At 71.8% G+C, this 19176-nt stretch carries 22 protein-coding genes; 12 read left to right on the forward strand and 10 right to left on the reverse strand.

From position 1 onward, the window contains the following. Nucleotides 1-12 precede the first annotated feature (12 nt). A complete protein-coding gene (locus tag AB0F68_RS14650; RefSeq protein ID WP_357337111.1) occupies nt 13-351 on the forward strand; it encodes a phospholipase in 339 nt (112 codons plus the stop codon). A gap of 490 nt (nt 352-841) precedes the next feature. Continuing rightward, nucleotides 842-1102, forward strand: coding sequence for a WhiB family transcriptional regulator (locus AB0F68_RS14655; protein WP_013284161.1), 261 nt, complete (start codon nt 842-844; stop codon nt 1100-1102). 102 nt (nt 1103-1204) lie between these two features. On the opposite strand, the gene AB0F68_RS14660 is transcribed toward AB0F68_RS14655, so the two are convergent. Next, nucleotides 1205-1654, reverse strand: a complete 450-nt coding sequence (locus AB0F68_RS14660; RefSeq protein WP_091260118.1) for a metallopeptidase family protein — start codon at nt 1652-1654, stop codon at nt 1205-1207. A 153-nt stretch (nt 1655-1807) separates the two neighbouring features. On the opposite strand from AB0F68_RS14660, the gene AB0F68_RS14665 reads away from it, so the two are divergent. After that, nucleotides 1808-2179 carry a DUF3499 domain-containing protein gene (locus AB0F68_RS14665; protein WP_357337132.1) on the forward strand — a complete coding sequence of 124 codons (372 nt, stop codon included), beginning with the start codon at nt 1808-1810 and terminating at the stop codon, nt 2177-2179. A gap of 155 nt (nt 2180-2334) precedes the next feature. On the opposite strand, the gene AB0F68_RS14670 is transcribed toward AB0F68_RS14665, so the two are convergent. From AB0F68_RS14670 to AB0F68_RS14685, 4 genes are all read right to left on the reverse strand, one after another. Next, nucleotides 2335-3711, reverse strand: a complete 1377-nt coding sequence (locus AB0F68_RS14670) for an FAD-dependent oxidoreductase (protein ID WP_357337150.1) — start codon at nt 3709-3711, stop codon at nt 2335-2337. Beyond that, nucleotides 3711-4421 (reverse strand): pyridoxamine 5'-phosphate oxidase family protein, encoded by a 711-nt coding sequence (locus AB0F68_RS14675; RefSeq protein WP_357337152.1) that lies wholly within the window; start codon nt 4419-4421, stop codon nt 3711-3713. Before AB0F68_RS14675 ends, AB0F68_RS14670 begins: the two co-directional genes overlap by 1 nt. Then, nucleotides 4406-5752 carry an aspartate aminotransferase family protein gene (locus tag AB0F68_RS14680; protein ID WP_357337156.1) on the reverse strand — a complete coding sequence of 449 codons (1347 nt, stop codon included), beginning with the start codon at nt 5750-5752 and terminating at the stop codon, nt 4406-4408. The genes AB0F68_RS14675 and AB0F68_RS14680 overlap by 16 nt, the downstream gene beginning before the upstream one ends. Nucleotides 5753-5900: 148 nt before the next feature. Next, entirely contained in the window at nt 5901-6413 is a 513-nt protein-coding gene (locus AB0F68_RS14685) for an Lrp/AsnC family transcriptional regulator (protein WP_151464013.1), read from the reverse strand. Between the two features lie 208 nt (nt 6414-6621). On the opposite strand from AB0F68_RS14685, the gene AB0F68_RS14690 reads away from it, so the two are divergent. The 9 genes from AB0F68_RS14690 to AB0F68_RS14730 are packed head-to-tail and all read left to right on the forward strand — an operon-like array spanning nt 6622 to nt 15078. After that, entirely contained in the window at nt 6622-7806 is a 1185-nt protein-coding gene (locus AB0F68_RS14690) for a spermidine/putrescine ABC transporter substrate-binding protein (protein WP_357337176.1), read from the forward strand. Between the two features lie 5 nt (nt 7807-7811). After that, on the forward strand, nt 7812-8966 hold the full coding sequence (locus AB0F68_RS14695) for an ABC transporter ATP-binding protein (protein ID WP_357337178.1): 1155 nt from the start codon (nt 7812-7814) through the stop codon (nt 8964-8966). Continuing rightward, nucleotides 8963-9874 carry an ABC transporter permease gene (locus tag AB0F68_RS14700; RefSeq protein ID WP_357337181.1) on the forward strand — a complete coding sequence of 304 codons (912 nt, stop codon included), beginning with the start codon at nt 8963-8965 and terminating at the stop codon, nt 9872-9874. Before AB0F68_RS14695 ends, AB0F68_RS14700 begins: the two co-directional genes overlap by 4 nt. Next, the gene (locus AB0F68_RS14705; protein ID WP_357337183.1) at nt 9874-10710 is read left to right on the forward strand and encodes an ABC transporter permease; all 837 of its coding nucleotides are present in this window, start codon (nt 9874-9876) and stop codon (nt 10708-10710) included. Before AB0F68_RS14700 ends, AB0F68_RS14705 begins: the two co-directional genes overlap by 1 nt. Beyond that, nucleotides 10707-12128, forward strand: a complete 1422-nt coding sequence (locus AB0F68_RS14710; protein ID WP_357337185.1) for an FAD-dependent oxidoreductase — start codon at nt 10707-10709, stop codon at nt 12126-12128. Before AB0F68_RS14705 ends, AB0F68_RS14710 begins: the two co-directional genes overlap by 4 nt. Then, the gene (locus tag AB0F68_RS14715; protein WP_357337194.1) at nt 12128-13330 is read left to right on the forward strand and encodes a saccharopine dehydrogenase C-terminal domain-containing protein; all 1203 of its coding nucleotides are present in this window, start codon (nt 12128-12130) and stop codon (nt 13328-13330) included. The genes AB0F68_RS14710 and AB0F68_RS14715 overlap by 1 nt, the downstream gene beginning before the upstream one ends. Then, the gene (gene speB / locus AB0F68_RS14720) at nt 13327-14340 is read left to right on the forward strand and encodes an agmatinase (RefSeq protein WP_357337196.1); all 1014 of its coding nucleotides are present in this window, start codon (nt 13327-13329) and stop codon (nt 14338-14340) included. The genes AB0F68_RS14715 and speB overlap by 4 nt, the downstream gene beginning before the upstream one ends. Nucleotides 14341-14377: 37 nt before the next feature. Beyond that, nucleotides 14378-14770, forward strand: a complete 393-nt coding sequence (locus tag AB0F68_RS14725; RefSeq protein WP_357337200.1) for a type II toxin-antitoxin system RelE/ParE family toxin — start codon at nt 14378-14380, stop codon at nt 14768-14770. Continuing rightward, on the forward strand, nt 14767-15078 hold the full coding sequence (locus AB0F68_RS14730; protein ID WP_357337218.1) for a helix-turn-helix domain-containing protein: 312 nt from the start codon (nt 14767-14769) through the stop codon (nt 15076-15078). The genes AB0F68_RS14725 and AB0F68_RS14730 overlap by 4 nt, the downstream gene beginning before the upstream one ends. Before the next feature lie 69 nt (nt 15079-15147). Here the strand turns inward: AB0F68_RS14730 and AB0F68_RS14735 are convergent, their stop codons facing one another. The 5 genes from AB0F68_RS14735 to AB0F68_RS14755 form a co-directional block, all read right to left on the reverse strand. Next, entirely contained in the window at nt 15148-15591 is a 444-nt protein-coding gene (locus AB0F68_RS14735) for a hypothetical protein (RefSeq protein ID WP_357337221.1), read from the reverse strand. Nucleotides 15592-15692: 101 nt separating this feature from the next. Beyond that, a complete protein-coding gene (locus tag AB0F68_RS14740) occupies nt 15693-16040 on the reverse strand; it encodes a DUF779 domain-containing protein (RefSeq protein ID WP_357337223.1) in 348 nt (115 codons plus the stop codon). Next, entirely contained in the window at nt 16040-17545 is a 1506-nt protein-coding gene (gene adh, locus AB0F68_RS14745) for an aldehyde dehydrogenase (protein WP_357337255.1), read from the reverse strand. The genes AB0F68_RS14740 and adh overlap by 1 nt, the downstream gene beginning before the upstream one ends. A 41-nt stretch (nt 17546-17586) precedes the next feature. Next, nucleotides 17587-18870 (reverse strand): GAF domain-containing protein, encoded by a 1284-nt coding sequence (locus AB0F68_RS14750; protein WP_357337257.1) that lies wholly within the window; start codon nt 18868-18870, stop codon nt 17587-17589. Continuing rightward, nucleotides 18863-19021: a hypothetical protein gene (locus tag AB0F68_RS14755; protein ID WP_357337259.1), complete on the reverse strand. Its 159-nt coding sequence runs from the start codon at nt 19019-19021 to the stop codon at nt 18863-18865. Before AB0F68_RS14755 ends, AB0F68_RS14750 begins: the two co-directional genes overlap by 8 nt. Between the last annotated feature and the right edge of the window lie 155 nt (nt 19022-19176).

Consider the following 19176-nt stretch of genomic DNA (forward strand, 5'->3'; position numbering starts at 1 on the left):
CGGGGAGGCCACGTGCACCACCAGCACACCCTCGGCCCCTCGGAGAGCGGCAGTGTCGTGCTCGACCTCGGTGGCGACTGCGGCGCGCTGATCATCCATACCGGACGGGACCTGCACGGCCGGGAGATCGAGATCAGCCGCGCCGACCGGGACGGGCCCCGCACCCACTCCGCCGTACGCGAGCGGCACGTCCGCGACGGGGTCTTCCACAGTGCCGTCTACCCGGACCTGCCCGCGGGCCTCTATACCGTCTGGTGGGACGATCGAACCCCCGCCGGAGCGATTTCCGTCACCGGCGGGGCGATCGCCGAATTCGTCTGGCCGGCCAGCTCACCGCCGGGAGCGGGCTGACCGCACAGTCCAGCACCGTCGCGCCTCGTCCACATGTTGGGCGGGGCGCGGTCGGCGTCTGCCGCCTCGAGGGGCGGTACCGCTCGGGCCGGGTTAACCTGGGGCCCCACCAATGCTGATCTTGGACGGTGTCAACACGGCCGCTCGGGGGTGGCCCGCCGGAGCCTCCACCGGGGGCCGCCGGCGGTGTCCACACCGGTGCGCCACGGCAGAAAACTTCGGGCAACTCGCCGGGGAGGGCGTTACTCGTCCGGGGTCTGAATCGATAGGGCAGGTTGCGAGGGTCGGGCGGCTGCGACGGTCGTCCGGAACGTGTCGGGAGGGCGACTCCATTATCAAGTTCGGCTTGACGGCGCACGCATTACACGCGTGTAATTTGAATGGGGTTGTTCGCGCGGAACGCAACAAATTGTGACCGGACGAACAAGCACGCCTTTCGCGTGGGGGGTTGCAGCGGCGATGACGCCGGTGCGCGACAAGGAGGCAATGGATGGACGGCCAGCTCGAGGTGGCCGACCTGCTCGGAAACGCGCCGGAGTGGCAGGAGCGGGCGCTCTGCTCGCAGACCGACCCGGAGGCGTTCTTTCCCGAGAAGGGCGGCTCGACCCGCGAGGCGAAGCGCATCTGCTCGCGGTGTGAAGTGAAGACGGAGTGTCTCGAATACGCGCTCGGCCACGACGAGCGGTTCGGGATCTGGGGTGGGCTCTCCGAGCGGGAGCGGCGCAAGCTCAAGCGGCGGGTCGCCGCCTGACGCGCGTACCGGACCGGGAGGTGGTGGGGGCCACCCGGGGTCCGGGGCCGGCGACCCGGCCGGCGGGGGCCGGCCGGGACGCGGCGGTCGTCCGACGGCGGCTCAGGCCAGTTCGTCGGGATCGACCCCGAGCAGGTTCGCCACCTGCTCGATGATCACGTCGTGCACCAGATCCGCGAGGTCCTCGCGATCCATGGCACGGAACTCCAGCGGCCGCCGGTAGAGCACGATCCGCGGCGGCACCTCCTGCCGGCCCGGGCGCCCCGGCAGCAGCCGGGCAAGCGGCACCTCGCCGTCCTCCAGCACGTCCGAGTCGTAGACGTTCAAGTCCGGCGGGACGTCCTCGACGGCGAACTCGACCCCGGCCAACTCCTTGGCGAACCGGCGTTCGAGCGTCTCCACCGTGTCCAGCACCAGGTCGTCGAAGACCTCCGCCTTGGTCCGGGCCAGCGGCACGGTGGCCGGCACCAGCCGCCCCCGCAGCCCCCGCCCGTGGCGGTCGCGGTGGGTGCGCCGGCCGGAGCCGGGGCGGCGGTTTTCCGGGCTCGTCATGACGCACAGGGTATCCCCCGCGTCCGGGCCGCCCGCCGTCGTGCCGCCGGCCCGGCGTGCCGAGCCGCCGATCGGACGAATGTGATCACCATGACGGGCGTGTCGCAACGCGAAGCGGTGCGCCGCACCCGGTAATGGGGATACCCTGCCGCCGTGAGGTCACCACGGCGCTGCTCCCGTAACGGCTGCCCCCGGCAAGCGGTCGCCACATTGACCTATGTCTACAACGAGTCCACAGCCGTGGTGGGCCCCCTGGCCGCGTTCGCCGAACCGCACACGTACGACCTGTGCGAGCCGCACGCCCGCAGCCTGACCGCCCCGCGCGGCTGGGACGTGGTGCGCCACGAGGGCGAGTTCGAGCCGCCGCCGCCCACCACCGACGACCTGGTCGCCCTGGCCGAAGCCGTCCGCGAGGCCGCCCGCCCCGCACCGCCGCGCCCCCCGGCGGACGACGACCACCCCGCCCCCCACACCCCCCAACAGGGCCGCCGCGGCCACCTCCGCGTAATCCCCCCCAACCACTGACCCACCGGGCCCCGGCCTCGAGTCCAGCTCGCCAACCGGCTGCATCCAGGGTTGTCTGCCGTCGATGATCATGAGGTTGGCGGCGGTCTTGATCTCCCTGGGTGCCGTCAACCTCATGATCAACGCGGTGCGGGTGGGGGCCGGCGGGGCGGGGGTCAGTGGCCCAGGAGGTGGGAGAAGGCGGCGGCTCGGCGGGAGGGGCGGCCGGTGCGGGACTCGGCCTCGTCGGCGGAGAACATGACCTTGAGGCCGGCGTTGACGGCGAGCCAGCGTAGGGGCTCAGGCTCCCATCGCGGCGAGCGGTGGTTGACCCAGGGGAGCGCGGTCAGGTCGGTCCGCTCGCCGCGGATCAGGTCGGCCAGCGTACGGCCGGCCAGGTTGCTGGTGCCGACGCCGTCGCCGACGTAGCCGCCGGCCCAGGCCAGGCCGGTCGACCGGTCCAGCCCCACCGAGGCCGCCCAGTCCCGGGCCACACCCAGCGGCCCGCCCCAGGTGTGCGTCACCGGCACCTCGGGCCCGAGCACCGGGAACAGTTCGCCGAGCACCCGGCGCAGCGCCGCGAAGACCCGGGGCTCCCGGTCGAAGTCGGGGCGGACCCGCGAGCCGTAGTGGTAGGGGGCGCCCCGCCCGCCGAAGGCGAGCCGGCCGTCGGCAGTGCGCTGGCCGTAGATGATGACGTGCCGGTAGTCGGAGAAGGTCTCCCGTTCAGCCAGCCCGATCTCCGCCCAGGTCGCCTCGGGCAGCGGTTCGGTGGCCACCATCAGCGAGTAGACCGGCGCCACGGCCCGCCGCTGGCCGGGCAGCGCGGGGGTGAAGCCCTCGGTCGCCCGGACCACCACCGGGGCGCGGACCACCCCGGCCGGGGTCACCGCCGCCCCGGGCCGCAGCGCGGTCACCGGGGTCCGCTCGAAGACGCGTACGCCCCGGCGCTCCACCGCCGCGGCCAGGCCGCGGACCAGCTTCGCCGGGTGCACGGCGGCGCAGTGCGGGGTGTACGTGCCGCCGCGTACCCCCTCGGCGTGGCAGCGGGCGGCGGCCTCGTCGGCGTCGAGCAGCATCAGGTCGGCGTCGGCGAGCCCGTGCTCGCGGGCCTCGGCGACGGCGGCCCGGGCCCGGCCGAGCTGCACCTCGGTGCGGGCCAGCACCACCGTGCCCCCGGCCCGCCAGTCGCAGTCGATGCCCTCGGCGGCGACCACCCGACCGACCTCGCGGACGGTCTCCTGCATGGCCCGCTGCATGGCGAGCGCCCGGTCCCGGCCGTGCCGGCGGGCCAGCGCCGGCAGCGAGGTGGGGAAGAGCGCGGAGCACCAGCCGCCGTTGCGGCCGGAGGCGCCGTACCCGGCGATCTCCTTCTCCAGCACGACGATCCGCAGGGTCGGGTCGGCCGCGGCGAGGTAGTAGGCGGTCCACAGCCCGGTGTAGCCGGCGCCCACGATCACCACGTCGGCGTCGGTGTCGCCGGGCAGGCCGGGGCGCGGGGTCAGCGGCTGGTCCAGGCTGGACAGCCAGTACGACAGGTCCTGGTAGCGCATCACCACTCCGGTGGGGGCAGGTCGTGGCGCAGCCGCGGGTCGGGCTGCGGAATCCCGTACGTCTCGACGATCGGCACCACCCCGGCCCAGACCGGCCGGTCGAGGTCGTCGTCCGGATCGTCGGGCGGGCCGGCGCTGACCTTCACCGAGCACTCGTCCAGCGGCAGGGCGAGCACCAGCGTGGCCGCCAACTCCTTCGCCGAGGGCGGCCGGATCTCCGCCCAGCGGCCGGGGAGCAGATGCTCGGAGAGCCGGTGCAACGCGGCCAGCTTCTCCTCGCCGGCCAGCGCGGTGAGGGTGCCGAGCACCATGGCGCAGCGGTAGTTCATCGAGGACTCGAAGGCGCTGCGGGCCAGCACCAGGCCGTCGAGCAGGGTGACGGTGAGGCAGGCCGGCGCACCGGTGGCGAGGTGCCGGAACAGCCGGCTGCCGGTGGAGCCGTGCATCAGCACCCGATCACCGTCCCGCGCGTACGCCACCGGCAGCGCGTACGGCTGGTCGCCGTCGCCGACGGCCAGGTGGGCGACCCGGCCGGCGTCGAGCACGGCGTGCAGCGTCGCCCGGTCGTGGACGGCCAGGTCGGGCAGCCGGCGTACCCGGGTCCGGTCGGTGCCCCCGACGGCGGCGGCACCCGGCCCGACGGCGCGGGGCCGGCCCCCGGTGTCCCGGGAACCGGCCCCGTCCGGGCCGCCGGTCAGAGGCGCGACCATGCCTCGGTCAGCACGGCGCGCAGGATCTGCTCGATCTCGTCGAACTGCTGCTGCTGGGCGATCAGCGGCGGGGCGAGCTGCACGACGGGGTCGCCCCGGTCGTCGGCGCGGCAGTAGAGCCCGGCCTGGAAGAGGGCGGTGGAGAGAAAGCCGCGCAGCAGCCGCTCGGACTCGGCCTCGTCGAAGGTCTCCCGGGTGGTCTTGTCCTTGACCAGTTCGATGCCGTAGAAGTAGCCGTCGCCCCGGACGTCGCCGACGATCGGCAGGTCGTTGAGCTTCTCCAGGGTGGACCGGAAGGCCCCCTCGTTGGCCCGGACGTGCCCGATCAGGTCCTCGCGGGCGAAGACCTCCAGGTTGGCCAGGGCCACCGCGCAGGAGACCGGGTGGCCGCCGAAGGTCACCCCGTGGGCGAACATGCCGGTCTCGGTGAGGAACGGCTCCATCAGCCGCTCGCTGGCGATCATCGCGCCGAGCGGGGCGTAGCCGGAGGTGATGCCCTTGGCCGTGGTGATGATGTCCGGCTGGTAGCCGTAGCGGGTGGCGCCGAAATATTCGCCGAGCCGACCCCAGGAGCAGATCACCTCGTCGCTGACCAGCAGCACGTCGTACGCGTCGCAGATCTCCCGGACCCGCTCGAAGTAGCCGGGCGGCGGCGGGAAGCAGCCGCCGGAGTTCTGCACCGGCTCCAGGAAGACCGCGGCGACGGTGTCCGGCCCCTCCCGCTCGATGGCCCGGCCGATCTCCTCGGCGGCCCAGCGGCCGAACGCCTCGGGGTCGTCGCCGTGCTCGGGGGCCCGGTAGAAGTTGGTGTTCGGCACCTTGATGCCGCCGGGGACCAGCGGCTCGAAGTCGCTCTTGATGCCGGGCAGGCCGGTGATCGACAGCGCGCCCATCGAGGTGCCGTGGTAGGCGATGTAGCGGCTGACCACCTTGTACTTGTTCGGCTGGCCGGTGCGCTTGAAGTAGGCCCGGGCCAGCTTCCACGCCGCCTCGACGGCCTCCGAGCCGCCGGTGGTGAAGAAGACCCGGTTCAGGTCGCCGGGGGCGAGCGAGGCGACCTTCTCGGCCAGCTCGACGGCCTTGGGGTGGGCGTACGACCACAGTGGGAAGTAGGCCAGCTCGCCGGCCTGCTTGGCGGCCGCCTCGGCGAGTTCGGTGCGGCCGTGGCCGGCGTTGACGACGAAGAGCCCGGCGAGTCCGTCCAGGTAGCGGCGGCCCTGCGAGTCCCAGACGTACGCGCCCTCGCCACGCACAATCGTCGGTACCTCGCCGGCGGAGTAGCTGGCCATCCGGGTGAAGTGCATCCAGAGGTGGTCGGTGGCGTTGGCCATGTCAGCCCCATCGGGTCTCGGGCCGGTCAGGGGTGACACCGGCCGCTCTGCCCACGGTTATCGCACAAGCGATGTTGATAACGCAAGTGTCTGGGGCGAATGACAACGGATTCAGCGAGCGGCGTTTGTCACCGCAACGGAATCCGTATCAGGCCGTGCCCCAGCTGTAGGTCTGCTTGCGCAGCTTGAGGTAGACGAACGCCTCGGTCGAGACCACGCCCGGCACCCCGCGCAGCTTCTGGAGGATCTCCAGCAGGTGCTCGTCGTTGCGGCAGACCACCTCGGCCAGCAGGTCGAACGACCCGGCGGTGATCACCACGTAGTCGATCTCCTCGAACTCGGCGAGCCGGTCGGCCACGCTCTCCAGGTCACCGTCGGTGCGCAGGCCGATCATGGCCTGGCGGGGGAAGCCGAGCTGGAGCGGATCGGTCACCGCCACGATCTGCATGACCCCGGCGTCGAGCAGGCGCTGCACCCGCTGCCGCACCGCCGCCTCGGAGAGGCCGACCGCCTTGCCGATGGTCGCGTACGGGCGCCGCCCGTCCTCCTGGAGCTGCTCGATGATCTGCTTGGCCACGTCATCGAGCAGAGCGTGACTGGCGCCTTCGCGCACGGTCACCCGACGGCTGCCGTTGCCGTTCTCCAGTTGCCGGTTGGCCATCATCCGCTCCCCATGTCCGAATCCTCGTGCCGAGCGTAGTGCCCCGGCGCAGTCTGGCGTATTTCGTGGTCGATCGCTAATCCCGCAACGGAATCCCTTGTAAGGAAGGTCACCCCATGTCAGGATCAGTCGTCCATCGCCATTGACCCTCCCGCCGGCGAGCCACCCCCGTCCCGCCGCCGACGATGACCCCCCTAGGAGTCGTCACATGCGTAGTCCCCACCGGCACCTCACCCGGCGTGGTCTGCTCACCGGGACCCTCGGCTCGGCCACCCTGCTCGCCACGGCGGGCACGCTGGCCGGCTGCGGCACCAAGGGCGCACAGCAGACCGAGGCCGGTTGCAAGAGCGACGACCTCTCCGCCACCGAAAAGAAGCTGGCCTTCTCGAACTGGCCGCAGTACATGGACGTGGACGAGAAGGACGAGTCCAAGCGACCCAGCCTGGACGCGTTCGTCAAGAAGTCCGGGATCCAGGTGACGTACACCGAGGACGTCAACGACAACAACGAGTTCTTCGGCAAGGTGCAGAACCAGCTCGCCGGCTGCCAGACCACCGGGCGGGACATCGTGGTCCTCACCGACTGGATGGCGGCCCGGATGATCCGGCTCGGTTGGATCCAGAAGCTGGACAAGGCGAAGCTGCCCAACGTCGAGGCGAACCTGCTGCCCTCGCTGCGCAACCGCTCCTTCGACAGCGACAACCAGCTCGCCATCCCCTGGCAGTCCGGCCTGGCCGGGCTGGCGTACAACGCCAAGGTGGCCAAGGAGATCCGGACCGTCGACGAGCTGCTCACCCGCCCCGACCTGAAGGGCAAGGTGACCGCGCTGTCGGAGATGCGGGACACCATGGGTCTGCTGCTCCAGTCCAACGGGCACGACCCGGCGAACTTCACCACGGCGCAGTTCGACGACGCGCTGAACAAGCTGAAGAAGGCCGTGGACTCCAAGCAGATCCGCAAGTTCACCGGCAACGACTACGCCCCCGACCTGGCCAAGGGCGACATCGCCGCGTGCATCGGCTGGTCCGGCGACGTGATCCAGCTCGGCTTCGAGGACGAGAAGATCAAGTTCGTGGTGCCCGAGTCGGGCGTGATGCTCTGGTCGGACAACATGCTGGTGCCGAACAAGGCCACCCACAAGGCGAACGCCGAAGAGCTGATCAACTACTACTACGACCCGGCGGTCGCCGCGCAGCTCGCCGCCTACGTCAACTACATCTGCCCGGTCAAGGGCGCACAGGCCGAGATGGAGAAGATCGACCCGGATCTGGCCAGCAACACCCTCATCTTCCCGGACGACGCGATGCTGTCGAAGTCCAAGGTCTTCATGGCCCTGGACGAGAAGCGGGAGAAGGAGTACGAGACCAAGTTCCAGCAGGTCATCGGGGCGTGAGAACAATGGGACACGAGACACCGGCCGGCGATCTGCGGCTGGCCAACCTGACCAAGCGGTTCGGCGTCTTCACCGCGGTGGACGACCTCAGCCTCACCATCCCGCAGGGTTCGTTCTTCGCCCTGCTCGGGGCCTCCGGCTGCGGCAAGACCACCACCCTGCGGATGATCGCCGGGTTGGAGGAACCGACCGGCGGGCAGGTGCTCCTGGGCGACCGGGACATCGCCGGGCTGCGGCCGTACAAGCGGCCGGTGAACACCGTGTTCCAGAGTTACGCGCTCTTCCCGCACCTCGACATCCACGAGAACGTGGCCTTCGGGCTGCGCCGGCGCGGCATCCGCAAGGTGACCGACCAGGTCGAGCGGATGCTGGCGCTGGTGCAGCTCGAAGGCTACGGCCGGCGCAGGCCGGCTCAGCTCTCCGGCGGCCAGCAGCAGCGCGTGGCGCTGGCCCGGGCGCTCATCAACCACCCGCAGGTGCTGCTGCTGGACGAGCCGCTCGGCGCGCTCGACCTGAAGCTGCGCCGGCAGATGCAGATCGAGCTGAAGCGGATCCAGACCGAGGTCGGCATCACCTTCGTGCACGTCACCCACGACCAGGAGGAGGCCATGACGATGGCCGACACGGTCGCGGTGATGAACGCCGGCCGGATCGAGCAGCTCGGCGCCCCCGCCGACATCTACGAGTACCCGGCCACCGCGTTCGTGGCGAACTTCCTCGGCCAGTCCAACCTGCTGGCTGGCGAGGCCGCCGGCCACAGCGGCGACGAGGTGCTGGTCACCGCGCACGGCGCGCGTTTCTCGGTGCCCGCCGACCGGGCCCGGGCCGACCACGGGACAGTCTTCCTCGGCGTACGTCCCGAGAAGCTGCACCTGGTCAGCGGCCCCGACGAGGTGCCCGCCGGCCACCAGCACCTCGGTGGGGTGGTCACCGACGCCTCGTACGTCGGGGTGAGCACCCAGTACCTGGTGCGCACGGCGTGGGGCAGTGAGCTGTCCGCGTTCGCCGCGAACAGCGGGGTGGGCGGGCGGTTGCCCGTCGGCACCCCGGTGACCGCGCACTGGGACCCACGGCACGCCTTCCTGCTGCCCCGGGCCGCCGGCGAGGACGACCAGACCAGCCCGCTGCTCGACGAGCCGCCGGTGGGTGCGCTGTCATGAGCGCGCTGGCCCACGTACCGACCTCGGCGGGGCAGCCGGCGGCGCCGCCGGGACCCCGGCGGGGACGCAGCAGGCTCCTGCCGTACCTGCTGCTGCTGCCCGGTGCCGCCTGGCTGCTGGTCTTCTTCGTCCTGCCGCTGCTCCAGCTCGCCGCGGCCAGCCTCTACGACCCGAGCGGATCGCTCTCGACCGGCTACGCGATGACCGGGGAGGTCGGCAACTACTGGGACGCGTTGCAGGCGTACTGGCCGCAGTTCGCCCGGTCCTTCGTCTATTCGGCCATCGCGCTGGTGCTGGCCCTGCTGATGGGCTACCCGCTGGCGTACGCGATCGCGCAGAAGGCCGGCCGGTGGAAGAACCTGCTGCTGGTGGCCGTGGTCGCGCCGATGTTCACCAGCTTCCTGGTCCGCACCCTGGCCTGGAAGACCATCCTGTCCGACAACGGCTGGGTGGTCGGGCTGCTGCGCGACGCGCACCTGCTCGGAGCGGACGGCCGGCTGCTGGCCACCCCGTTCGCGGTGGTGCTCGGCCTGACGTACAACTTCCTGCCCTTCCTGGTGCTGCCGCTGTACGCGAGCCTGGAGCGGCTCGACCCGCGGCTGCTGGAGGCGGCGAGCGACCTGTACGCGAGCCCGCTGCGCGCCTTCCGCAAGGTGACCCTGCCGCTGTCCATGCCCGGGCTGATCGCCGGCACGCTGCTCTTCTTCATCCCGGCCACCGGCGACTACATCAACGCCGAGCTGCTCGGCACCCCGAACGAATACATGATCGGCAACGTCATCGACTCGGCCTTCCTGGTCCGGCTGGACTACCCGCAGGGCGCGGCGCTGTCGTTCCTGCTGATGGCGGCGATCCTCGTGATCGTCTTCACCTACCTGCGGAAGGCCGGCACGGAGGAGGTGCTCTGATGCGGCGCTGGATCGCCGACCGCTGGGTGATGGGCGCGGCGCTGCTCGTCCTCGGCTACCTCTCGCTGCCGATCCTGGTGGTCGCCGGGCTCTCCTTCAACCGGCCCTCAAGCCGGCTGTCCTACGACTTCAACGAGTTCACCCTCGACAACTGGACCCACCCCTGCGCCACCTCCGACATGTGCGACGCGGTGGTGCGCAGCATGGAGATCGGCCTGATCGCCACGGTGGTCTCCACCATCCTCGGCACGCTGATGGCGTTCGCCCTGGTCCGGCACGGCTTCCGCGGGCGGTCAGGGATCAACGGCCTGATCTTCCTGCCGATGGCCACCCCGGAGCTGGTGATGGGCACCTCGCTGCTGGCCCTCTTCGTCGCCGCGGGGGTGCCGCAGGGCTTCTGGACGATCGTCATCGCGCACGTCATGTTCTGCGTGTCGTTCGTGGTGGTCACCGTGAAGGCCCGGCTCGCCGGCATGGACCGGCGGCTGGAGGAGGCCGCCATGGACCTCTACGCCAGCGAGTGGCAGACCTTCCGGCGGATCACCCTGCCCCTGGTGCTGCCCGGCATCGTGGCCGCCGCGCTGCTGGCCTTCTCGCTCAGCTTCGACGACTTCATCATCACGAACTTCAACGCCGGCACCACGGTCACCTTCCCGATGTACGTCTGGGGCGCCGCCCAGCGGGGCATCCCGCCGCAGGTCAACGTCATCGGCACGGCGATGTTCGCGATCGCGCTGCTGCTGGTCGGGGCCGGCTCGCTGCGCGGCCGCCGCGCCCGCCGTGCCGCTCTCGCGGCTCCCGTCGCCGCCGTCGGGGCCCCGAAGAGCGCGTCATGAAACTCCCGCATACCGGCCGGGCGCTGGCCGACGCCGCGCCCGTCCCGTACTGGCTCGACCGCCCGGACCGCCCGGACCCGCTACCGCGGCTGACCGGCGCCCACGACGCCGACCTGCTGGTGATCGGCGGCGGATACTCCGGCCTCTGGACCGCGCTGCTGGCCAAGGAGGCCGACCCGGACCGGGACGTGCTCCTGGTCGATGCGGGCACCTGCGGCTGGGCGGCGTCCGGGCGCAACGGCGGGTTCTGCGCCGCCTCGCTCACCCACGGGCTCGCCAACGGCGCCGAGCGGTGGCCCGACGAGATCGACGAGCTGGAACGGCTCGGCCGGGAGAACCTGGACGCCATCGCCGCCACCGTGGCGAAGCACGGCATCGACTGCGACTTCGAGCGCACCGGGGAACTGGCGGTGGCCGTCGAGCCGTACCAGCTCGATGGGCTCGCGGAGGACGCCGAGCTGGCCCGCCGCCACGGCCACGACGTGCGGCTGCTGGACCGGGACGAGGTGCGCACCGAGGTGGCCTCGCCGACGTACCTGGGCGGGATGTGGGACCGGGACCGGGTGGCCCTGCTCGACCCGGCGCGGCTGGCCTGGGGGCTGCGCCGCGCCGCGCTCGACCTGGGCGTCCGGATCCACGAGCACACCCGGGTCACCGGGCTGGCCCGGGACGGCGGCGCGCTGCGCGCGGTCACGGCCGGCGGCCCGGACGCCGCGCCCGGCGCGGTCCGGGCCCGGCAGGTGGTGCTCGCCAGCAACGCGTTCCCACCGCTGCTGCGCCGGCTGCGCGCCTGGCTGGTGCCGGTCTACGACTACGCGCTGATGACCGAGCCGCTCACGCCCGCGCAGCGGGACGCCATCGGCTGGCGCAACCGGCAGGGGCTCGCCGACACCGGCAACCAGTTCCACTACTACCGGATCACCGCCGACGGCCGGATCCTGTTCGGCGGTTACGACGCGATCTACCACTACGGCAACCGGATGGCCCCCGAGCTGGAGCAGCGCGAGGCGACCTTCACCGCCCTGGCGTCCCACTTCTTCACGACCTTCCCGCAGCTAGAAGGGCTGCGGTTCAGCCACCGCTGGGGTGGCGTCATCGACACCTGCACCCGGTTCTGCGCCTTCTTCGGCACCGCCTACGAGGGGCGGCTGGCGTACGCGGCCGGGTACACCGGGCTCGGCGTCGGGGCGACCCGGTTCGGCGCCCGGGTGATGCTCGACCTGCTCGGCGGGGAGGACACCCCGCTGACCCGGCTCGACCTGGTCCGCCGCAAGCCGCTGCCGTTCCCGCCCGAGCCGATCCGGGCCACCGGCATCAACCTCACCCGCTGGTCGCTCGCCCGCGCGGACGCGCGGGAGGGGCGGCGCAACCTCTGGCTCCGTACTCTCGATCGTCTTGGACTGGGGTTCGACTCCTGATGCGTATCCTCCTCGTCGGCGCCGGTGGCGTCGGCTCCGCCGCCGTATCCATCGCCGCCCGCCGTTCCTTCTTCGAGACGATGGTGGTCGCCGACCACGACCCCGCCCGCGCCGCCCGGGCGGTAGCCGGCCACGGTGACCGGTTCGTCGCCGCGACGGTCGACGCCTCCTCCGCCGAGGCGGTCGCCGCGCTCTGCCGGGAACACCGGATCACCCACGTCTTGAACGCGGTCGACCCGCGCTTCGTCATGCCGATCTTCGACGGCGCGTTCGCCGCCGGGGCCGACTACCTGGACATGGCGATGTCGCTGTCCCGGCCGCACCCGGACGCGCCGCACGCCGAGACCGGGGTGAAGCTCGGCGACGAGCAGTTCGCGGCGGCCTCCGCCTGGGCCGAGGCCGGCCGGCTGGCGCTCTGCGGCATCGGCGTCGAACCCGGCCTCTCCGACGTCTTCGCCCGCTACGCCGCCGACGAACTGTTCTCCGAGATCGACGAGATCGGGGTACGCGACGGCGCGAACCTCACCGTCGACGGCTACGACTTCGCCCCCTCGTTCTCCATCTGGACCACCATCGAGGAGTGCCTGAACCCGCCCGTGGTCTGGGAGGCCGACCGTGGGTGGTTCACGACCCCGTCGTTCTCCGAGCCCGAGGTGTTCGAGTTCCCCGAGGGCATCGGCCCGGTCGAGTGCGTCAACGTGGAGCACGAGGAGGTGCTGCTCATCCCGCGCTGGGTCAAGGCGAAGCGGGTCACCTTCAAGTACGGCCTCGGCGACGAGTTCATCGAGGTGCTGAAGAGCCTGCACAAGCTCGGCCTCGACTCGACGGTGCCCGTGCGGGTGGGCGGCGTTTCGGTTTCGCCCCGCGACGTGGTGGCCGCCTGCCTGCCCGACCCGGCCACCCTGGGTGAGCGGATGCGCGGCAAGACCTGCGCGGGCACGTACGTGACGGGCACCGGGGTGGACGGCCGGCCGCGCAGGGTCTACCTCTACCACGTGGTCGACAACGAGTGGTCGATGGCCGAGTACGGCCACCAGGCGGTGGTCTGGCAGACCGCCGTCAACCCGGTCGTCGCCCTGGAACTGCTGGCCGGCGGCGCCTGGTCCGGCACCGGCGTGCTCGGCCCGGAGGCGCTGCCCCCGGTACCCTTCCTCGACCTGCTCAGCGCCTACGGCTCGCCCTGGGGAATGGAGGAGCGGTGACCCGCTACGGCCCGATGTTCGGCCCCGACGTCACGTTCCTCGGCGTGCCGCCGTGCACGATCGAGGAGCCGGTGACGTACGCCGACGCCGACGTGGTGATCGTCGGCGCGCCCTTCGACGGCGGCACCTCGCACCGGCCGGGCACCCGGTTCGGTCCGTCCGCCATCCGCCAGGCCTGCTACCTGCCGCACGACGGCTCCCGCCCCTCCCTGGCCCTACGGGTGGACGCGTTGCAGGACCTCTGCGTCTACGACGCGGGCGACGTCGAGATGTTCTCCGGCGACATCGAGCGCTCGCTGGCCTCGCTGGAGACCGCCGCGCACGCGGTCGCCGCCGCCGGGGCGATCCCGATCGTGCTCGGCGGCGACCACTCGATCGCCCTGCCGGACGCCACCGGAGTGGCCCGGCACCACGGGCTGGGCCGGGTGTCCCTGGTGCACTTCGACGCGCACGCCGACACCGGGGACATCGAGTTCGGCTCGCTGCACGGGCACGGCCAGCCGATGCGCCGGCTCATCGAGTCCGGCGCGGTACGCGGCGACCGCTTCCTCCAGATCGGCCTGCGCGGCTACTGGCCGGGGCCGGAAACCCTGACGTGGATGGCCGAGCAGCGGATGCGCTCCTACGAGATGACCGAGGTGGTGGCGCGCGGGCTCGACGACTGCCTCACCGAGGCGTTCGGAATCGCCACCGACGAGTGCGAGGGGGTGTTCCTTTCCGTCGACGTGGACGTGGTCGATCCCGGCATGGCCCCCGGCACCGGCACCCCCGAGCCGGGCGGCTTCACCTCCCGGCAACTCCTCGACGCGGTCCGCCGGGTCTGCTACGAACTGCCGGTGGTCGGGGTGGACGTGGTCGAGGTCGCCCCGCCCTACGACCACGCCGACATCACCGCGTACCTCGGCAACCGGGTGGTGCTGGAGGCGCTGTCGGCGATCGCCCGCCGCCGCCGCGACGCCGCCGGCGGCACCCCCTGGAACCCGACCCAACCCCTCCTCGACGCCCGCTGACCCTTCCCTCATGTTTAGCTCAGGCTATAGTTGAGTCATGGGCGCTGATGGGGGACGGTGGGCGGTCCGGGTGACCGGCGAGGTCCGCCAGTGGCTGCGTGACCTGCGGCGGAGTGATCCCGCCTCGTACGAGAGCGTCCGGGTCGCCGTGGACCGGCTGGCCGAGGTCGGCCCCGGCCTGGGCCGGCCTCTCGTGGACACGCTGCGCGGCAGCAGCATCAGCAACCTCAAGGAGCTTCGCCCCCGATCCGGCCGCGAGGTGGCGATCCGGGTGTTGTTCGTCTTCGACCCGTGGTCGCAGGCGGTGCTCCTCATCGCGGGTAACAAGGCGGGCAACTGGAGCCGGTGGTATCAGCAGAACATCCCGGTGGCGGAGGTTGCATACAAGGCTTGGCTCGACAATGAGCGCGAGCGAAGGGGGGAGTCGTGACGGAGTTCTACGACTGGGACGAGGTCCGTGCCGAACTGGGCGGCGACGACGCGGCTTACGAGGCGGAGCGGGCTCGGACCGAGGCGTGGGTGAGCGCCTTCCACCTGGCCGAGGAGCGCAAGCGGTTGGGGCTCACCCAGCGGCAGGTCGCCGAGCTCATGGGGGTCACGCCGGGCCGGGTCAGCCAGATCGAGAACGGTGACCTCGATGTGAACGAGGTGGCGACCTTGAGCCGCTACGCGAACGCACTCGGCGCGAGGCTGCGCATCATCTTCGACTACGGCGACGACCTTCGTCAGATCGCCTGAGCGAGGGCGGCCCGACAGAGCCTCCCGGGTCGGGGAGCCTTCCCCTCTCGGCCTGTCGCCCGCTGACCGCTACCGCCGGGCGCAGCGGGTGACGAGGCGGAGCGGTTCGGTGGTCTCGGTGAGCGAGTTCGGCTCAACGACGAGGCGGGCGGTGGCGGTGGACGGGCCGGCGCGGAAGGCGCCCGTGTCGGCCGGGATGGTGGCCGTCCAGGTCCCGGCGGTGCGGTCGTCGGTGCACGCGCCGATCATGCCGAAACCGAAGCCGGTGACCGAGGCGCGTCGGACCCGCTGACCGAGGTGCACCTCGATGTACGCCAGCCCCCGCTCGGCGCCGCAGTCGTACCGGCCGCCGATCGTGGCGGTGTGCGCGCGGACGTCGGCGGATCCGAACCAGCTGACGGAGATCCTCGGGTCCGGGGCGGCGTCGGCGGCGCCCGGCGCGAGGCCGAGCGTGGCGGCGGTGGCGAGCGTGGCGAGGCCACCGCCGAGCACGGGGTGTCTGACCGGGCGCATGCGCGGACTCCTGTCTGGCGGTGGTGGGGATGCTGCTCCGATGTGGACCGGCGTCAGCATCCCACCCGCGCGGCGCCGGCGAGCTGGAAGATCTCGGACAGTCAGCGGGCGAGGTGGGAGCGGATGAGGAAGCGGACGCCCTCGGGGGCCTCCAGGGAGAAGCCGCTGCCCCGGCCGGGCACCACGTCGACCGTGAGCCGGGTGTGTTTCCACAGCTCCCACTGGGCTGTGGACATCCAGAACTCGACCGGCTCGGGCACGCCCTCCACCTCTAGCGAGGCGAGCAGCACGTCGGAGCCGCCGGTGCGGAACTCGCCGGCCGGGTAGCACATCGGGGCGCTGCCGTCGCAGCAGCCGCCGGACTGGTGGAACATGATCGGGCCGTGGGCCGCCCGCAGCGACCGGATAAGGCCGGCCGCCGCGGGCGTCAGGGTGACCGGGTCACCCATCAGAAGAAGCCCAGCTTCTTGGGGGAGTAGCTGACCAGCAGGTTCTTGGTCTGCTGGTAGTGCTCCAGCATCATCTTGTGGTTCTCCCGGCCGATGCCCGACTGCTTGTAGCCGCCGAACGCGGCGTGCGCCGGGTAGGCGTGGTAGCAGTTGGTCCAGACCCGGCCGGCCTGGATCGCCCGCCCGGCCCGGTACGCGGTGTTGATGTCCCGGGTCCAGACACCGGCGCCGAGACCGTACAGGGTGTCGTTGGCGATCTTCACGGCGTCGTCCAGGTCGGCGAAGGAGGTCACCGAGACCACCGGACCGAAGATCTCCTCCTGGAAGATCCGCATCGAGTTGTCACCCTCGAAGATCGTCGGCTCGACGTAGTAGCCGCCGGACAGCTCGCCGCCGAGGTCCGCCCGTGAGCCGCCGGTGAGGACGCGAGCGCCCTCCTGCCGGCCGATGTCCAGGTAGGAGAGGATCTTCTCCAGCTGGTCGTTGGAGGCCTGCGCCCCGATCATCGTGTCGGTGTCCAGCGGGTGCCCCTGCTTGACCTGCTGCGTCCGCGAGACTGCGGCGGCGAGGAAGTCGGAGTAGTGGCCTTGCTGGATCAGCGCCCGGGACGGGCAGGTGCAGACCTCGCCCTGGTTGAGGGCGAACATCGTGAAGCCTTCGAGGGCCTTGTCCCGGAAGTCGTCGGAAGCAGCGCTGACGTCGTCGAAGAAGATGTTCGGGCTCTTGCCGCCCAGCTCGAGGGTGACGGGTTTGATGTTCTCGCTGGCGTACTGCATGATCAGCCGCCCGGTGGTGGTCTCGCCGGTGAACGCCACCTTCGCCACCCGCGGCGAGGAGGCGAGCGGCTTGCCCGCCTCGACGCCGAAGCCGTTGACCACGTTGACCACGCCGGGCGGGAGCAGGTCGGCGACCAGCGAGAGCAGGTAGTGGATCGAGGCCGGGGTCTGCTCGGCCGGCTTGAGCACCACGGCGTTGCCGGCGGCGAGCGCCGGGGCGAGCTTCCAGACCGCCATGAGGATCGGAAAGTTCCACGGGATGATCTGCCCGACCACGCCGAGCGGCTCGTGGAAGTGGTACGCCACGGTGTCGTCGTCGATCTCCCCGAGCGAGCCCTCCTGGGCCCGGACCGCTCCGGAGAAGTAGCGGAAGTGGTCGATGGCGAGGGGGATGTCGGCGGCCAGCGTCTCGCGTACCGGCTTGCCGTTCTCCCAGGTCTCGGCGACGGCGAGGGATTCCAGGTTGTCCTGCATCCGGTCGGCGATCTTGTTGAGGATGAGCGACCGCTCGGCCACCGAGGCGCGGCCCCAGGCGTCGGCGGCGCCGTGCGCGGCGTCGAGCGCCCGCTCCACGTCCTCGGCGGTGCCCCGGGCCACCTCGCAGAAGGTCTGCCCGGTCACCGGGGTGGGGTTCTCGAAGTACCGGCCGCCGTGCGGCTTCACGTACTCGCCGCCGATGAAGTGGTCGTAGCGGGACTGCCAGTGGGTGGGGGCGTCGTAGCGCGTCATGGGTACCTCCGCCGTCCGTCAGGGGTGGATGGCGGAGGACGTTAGTTTCCGCGACGTTGCAGCAACGTTGCGCGCGGCAGGTCGTACTCCTCGGCGAGCTGGCGGGCCCGGGCGAGGGCGAGCGGCCGGCGCGGCGCGCCCGCCGGCAACGCCCGCGCCAAGGCCTGCCAGGCGGTGAGGTCGTCGGCCCCGGCGGGGGTCGCGGTCCAGGCGGTGAGCAGCACCGGGTCCGCGGCGGCCAGCACGGCCGCGCGGAGCTGGCCGTCGACCAGCCGGCGCAGTCGCGCCACTCCCGGCGCGTCCGACCCGGGCAGCAGGGGCCCGGGGTACGCCCGCAGCGCCCCGGCCGGATCGCCATGTTCCAGCAGTTCGGTGACTGTACGGAAGTCGGCGCGGACGGTCGGCCGCAGCCGGTACGGGCGGGAGTCGAGCAGTTCCTCGCCGAGCGCCCGGCGCAGCCGGGACAGTTCGGCGCGCAGGGTGACCGGGTGCAGCCGGTCGTCGCCGTAGAGGTCGAGGCCGAGCTGTTCGCCGGTGCGCCCCTCTGGGTGGTCGAGGAGCAGCACCAGCAGCTCGCTGTGCCGCCGGCCGAGCCGGATCCGCCGGCCGCCGACACGCAGCTCCGCCTCGTCCCGGCCGAGGGCGGCGACGTGCAGCACGCCGGGTTCGGCGGGGGTGGCGCCGGCCAGGAACGCCTCGGCGGCCCGGGCGGTGGCCCGGACCAGGGCCAGGCTCTGCGGGGTGGCCAGGTGGTCGCCGCCGGTGATGTCGACGGCGCCGAGCAGCCGGCCGGTGACCGGGTCGTGGATCGGGGCGGCGGCGCAGGTCCAGCGCTGCACCGGCCGGACGAAGTGCTCGGTGGCGAAGATCTGCACGCTGTGGTCGACGGCGAGGGCGGTGCCGGGCGCGTTGGTGCCGGCGTGGGCCTCGTCCCAGCGGGCGCCGGGCACGAAGTTCATCCGCTCGGCGTGCCGGAGCACCCCCGGATGTCCCTCCACCCAGAGCAGCCGCCCGTCCGCGTCGCAGACGGCCATCAGGTGCGCACCGTCATGCGCGATCCCGCCGAGCAGGTCGCGGAAGAGGGGGAGCACACGGGCCAGCGGGTGGGCGGCCCGGTAGCTCGCCAGCGCGTCGTCGGTGAGGTCGACCGGGGCGGTGGCCTCCGGGTCGAGCAGCGCGGACCGCTCCCACGACCGGCGGACCACGTCGCGGACCCGGCCGGTGGTGGCGCCGGCGGTGAGGAACGCTTCGTGGGCGGCGCCGACCTGCGCGATCCGCTCCGCCGGATCGGCACCGAATTCCAGGGCGAGCCACGGGTCAGCCATCGGCGACCTCCTCGCGCCCATGGTGACCCAGGTCACCGCCGAACGCCAAGGCACCTTCAAATTTGTCAATGACAAGTTCGAGGGCGGCCACCGGCTCCGCGACGAGGTGGAGCGGCGGACCGACGAACTGGCCGCGGGTGATCCGGCCCACTCCTCGACCGCCGTCGGCCGCTCCGGACGGGACGAAAGGCCCAGACGGCACCACCGGGATCTGTGCCTATCCGCAGACGTGGAGGATTGCTCCGGCGGCGCTTACGGAACCCTTAACTCCTGCCTGGGACCGTATGCGGGACGGATGAGGAAGCA

This window comes from Micromonospora sp. NPDC023966 (assembly GCF_040639095.1).
Lineage (GTDB): Bacteria > Actinomycetota > Actinomycetes > Mycobacteriales > Micromonosporaceae > Micromonospora.

Bases quoted from the DNA above. Each gene is read 5' to 3' on its own strand.
- AB0F68_RS14655 (WP_013284161.1), top strand. From the start codon at position 842: ATGGACGGCCAGCTCGAGGTGGCCGACCTGCTCGGAAACGCGCCGGAG.
- AB0F68_RS14660 (WP_091260118.1), bottom strand. From the start codon at position 1,654: ATGACGAGCCCGGAAAACCGCCGCCCCGGCTCCGGCCGGCGCACCCAC.
- AB0F68_RS14670 (WP_357337150.1), bottom strand. From the start codon at position 3,711: ATGCGCTACCAGGACCTGTCGTACTGGCTGTCCAGCCTGGACCAGCCG.
- AB0F68_RS14675 (WP_357337152.1), bottom strand. From the start codon at position 4,421: ATGGTCGCGCCTCTGACCGGCGGCCCGGACGGGGCCGGTTCCCGGGAC.
- AB0F68_RS14680 (WP_357337156.1), bottom strand. From the start codon at position 5,752: ATGGCCAACGCCACCGACCACCTCTGGATGCACTTCACCCGGATGGCC.
- AB0F68_RS14685 (WP_151464013.1), bottom strand. From the start codon at position 6,413: ATGGCCAACCGGCAACTGGAGAACGGCAACGGCAGCCGTCGGGTGACC.
- AB0F68_RS14690 (WP_357337176.1), top strand. From the start codon at position 6,622: ATGCGTAGTCCCCACCGGCACCTCACCCGGCGTGGTCTGCTCACCGGG.
- AB0F68_RS14695 (WP_357337178.1), top strand. From the start codon at position 7,812: ATGGGACACGAGACACCGGCCGGCGATCTGCGGCTGGCCAACCTGACC.
- AB0F68_RS14700 (WP_357337181.1), top strand. From the start codon at position 8,963: ATGAGCGCGCTGGCCCACGTACCGACCTCGGCGGGGCAGCCGGCGGCG.
- AB0F68_RS14705 (WP_357337183.1), top strand. From the start codon at position 9,874: ATGCGGCGCTGGATCGCCGACCGCTGGGTGATGGGCGCGGCGCTGCTC.
- AB0F68_RS14710 (WP_357337185.1), top strand. From the start codon at position 10,707: ATGAAACTCCCGCATACCGGCCGGGCGCTGGCCGACGCCGCGCCCGTC.
- AB0F68_RS14715 (WP_357337194.1), top strand. From the start codon at position 12,128: ATGCGTATCCTCCTCGTCGGCGCCGGTGGCGTCGGCTCCGCCGCCGTA.
- AB0F68_RS14725 (WP_357337200.1), top strand. From the start codon at position 14,378: ATGGGCGCTGATGGGGGACGGTGGGCGGTCCGGGTGACCGGCGAGGTC.
- AB0F68_RS14735 (WP_357337221.1), bottom strand. From the start codon at position 15,591: ATGCGCCCGGTCAGACACCCCGTGCTCGGCGGTGGCCTCGCCACGCTC.
- AB0F68_RS14740 (WP_357337223.1), bottom strand. From the start codon at position 16,040: ATGGGTGACCCGGTCACCCTGACGCCCGCGGCGGCCGGCCTTATCCGG.
- adh (WP_357337255.1), bottom strand. From the start codon at position 17,545: ATGACGCGCTACGACGCCCCCACCCACTGGCAGTCCCGCTACGACCAC.
- AB0F68_RS14750 (WP_357337257.1), bottom strand. From the start codon at position 18,870: ATGGCTGACCCGTGGCTCGCCCTGGAATTCGGTGCCGATCCGGCGGAG.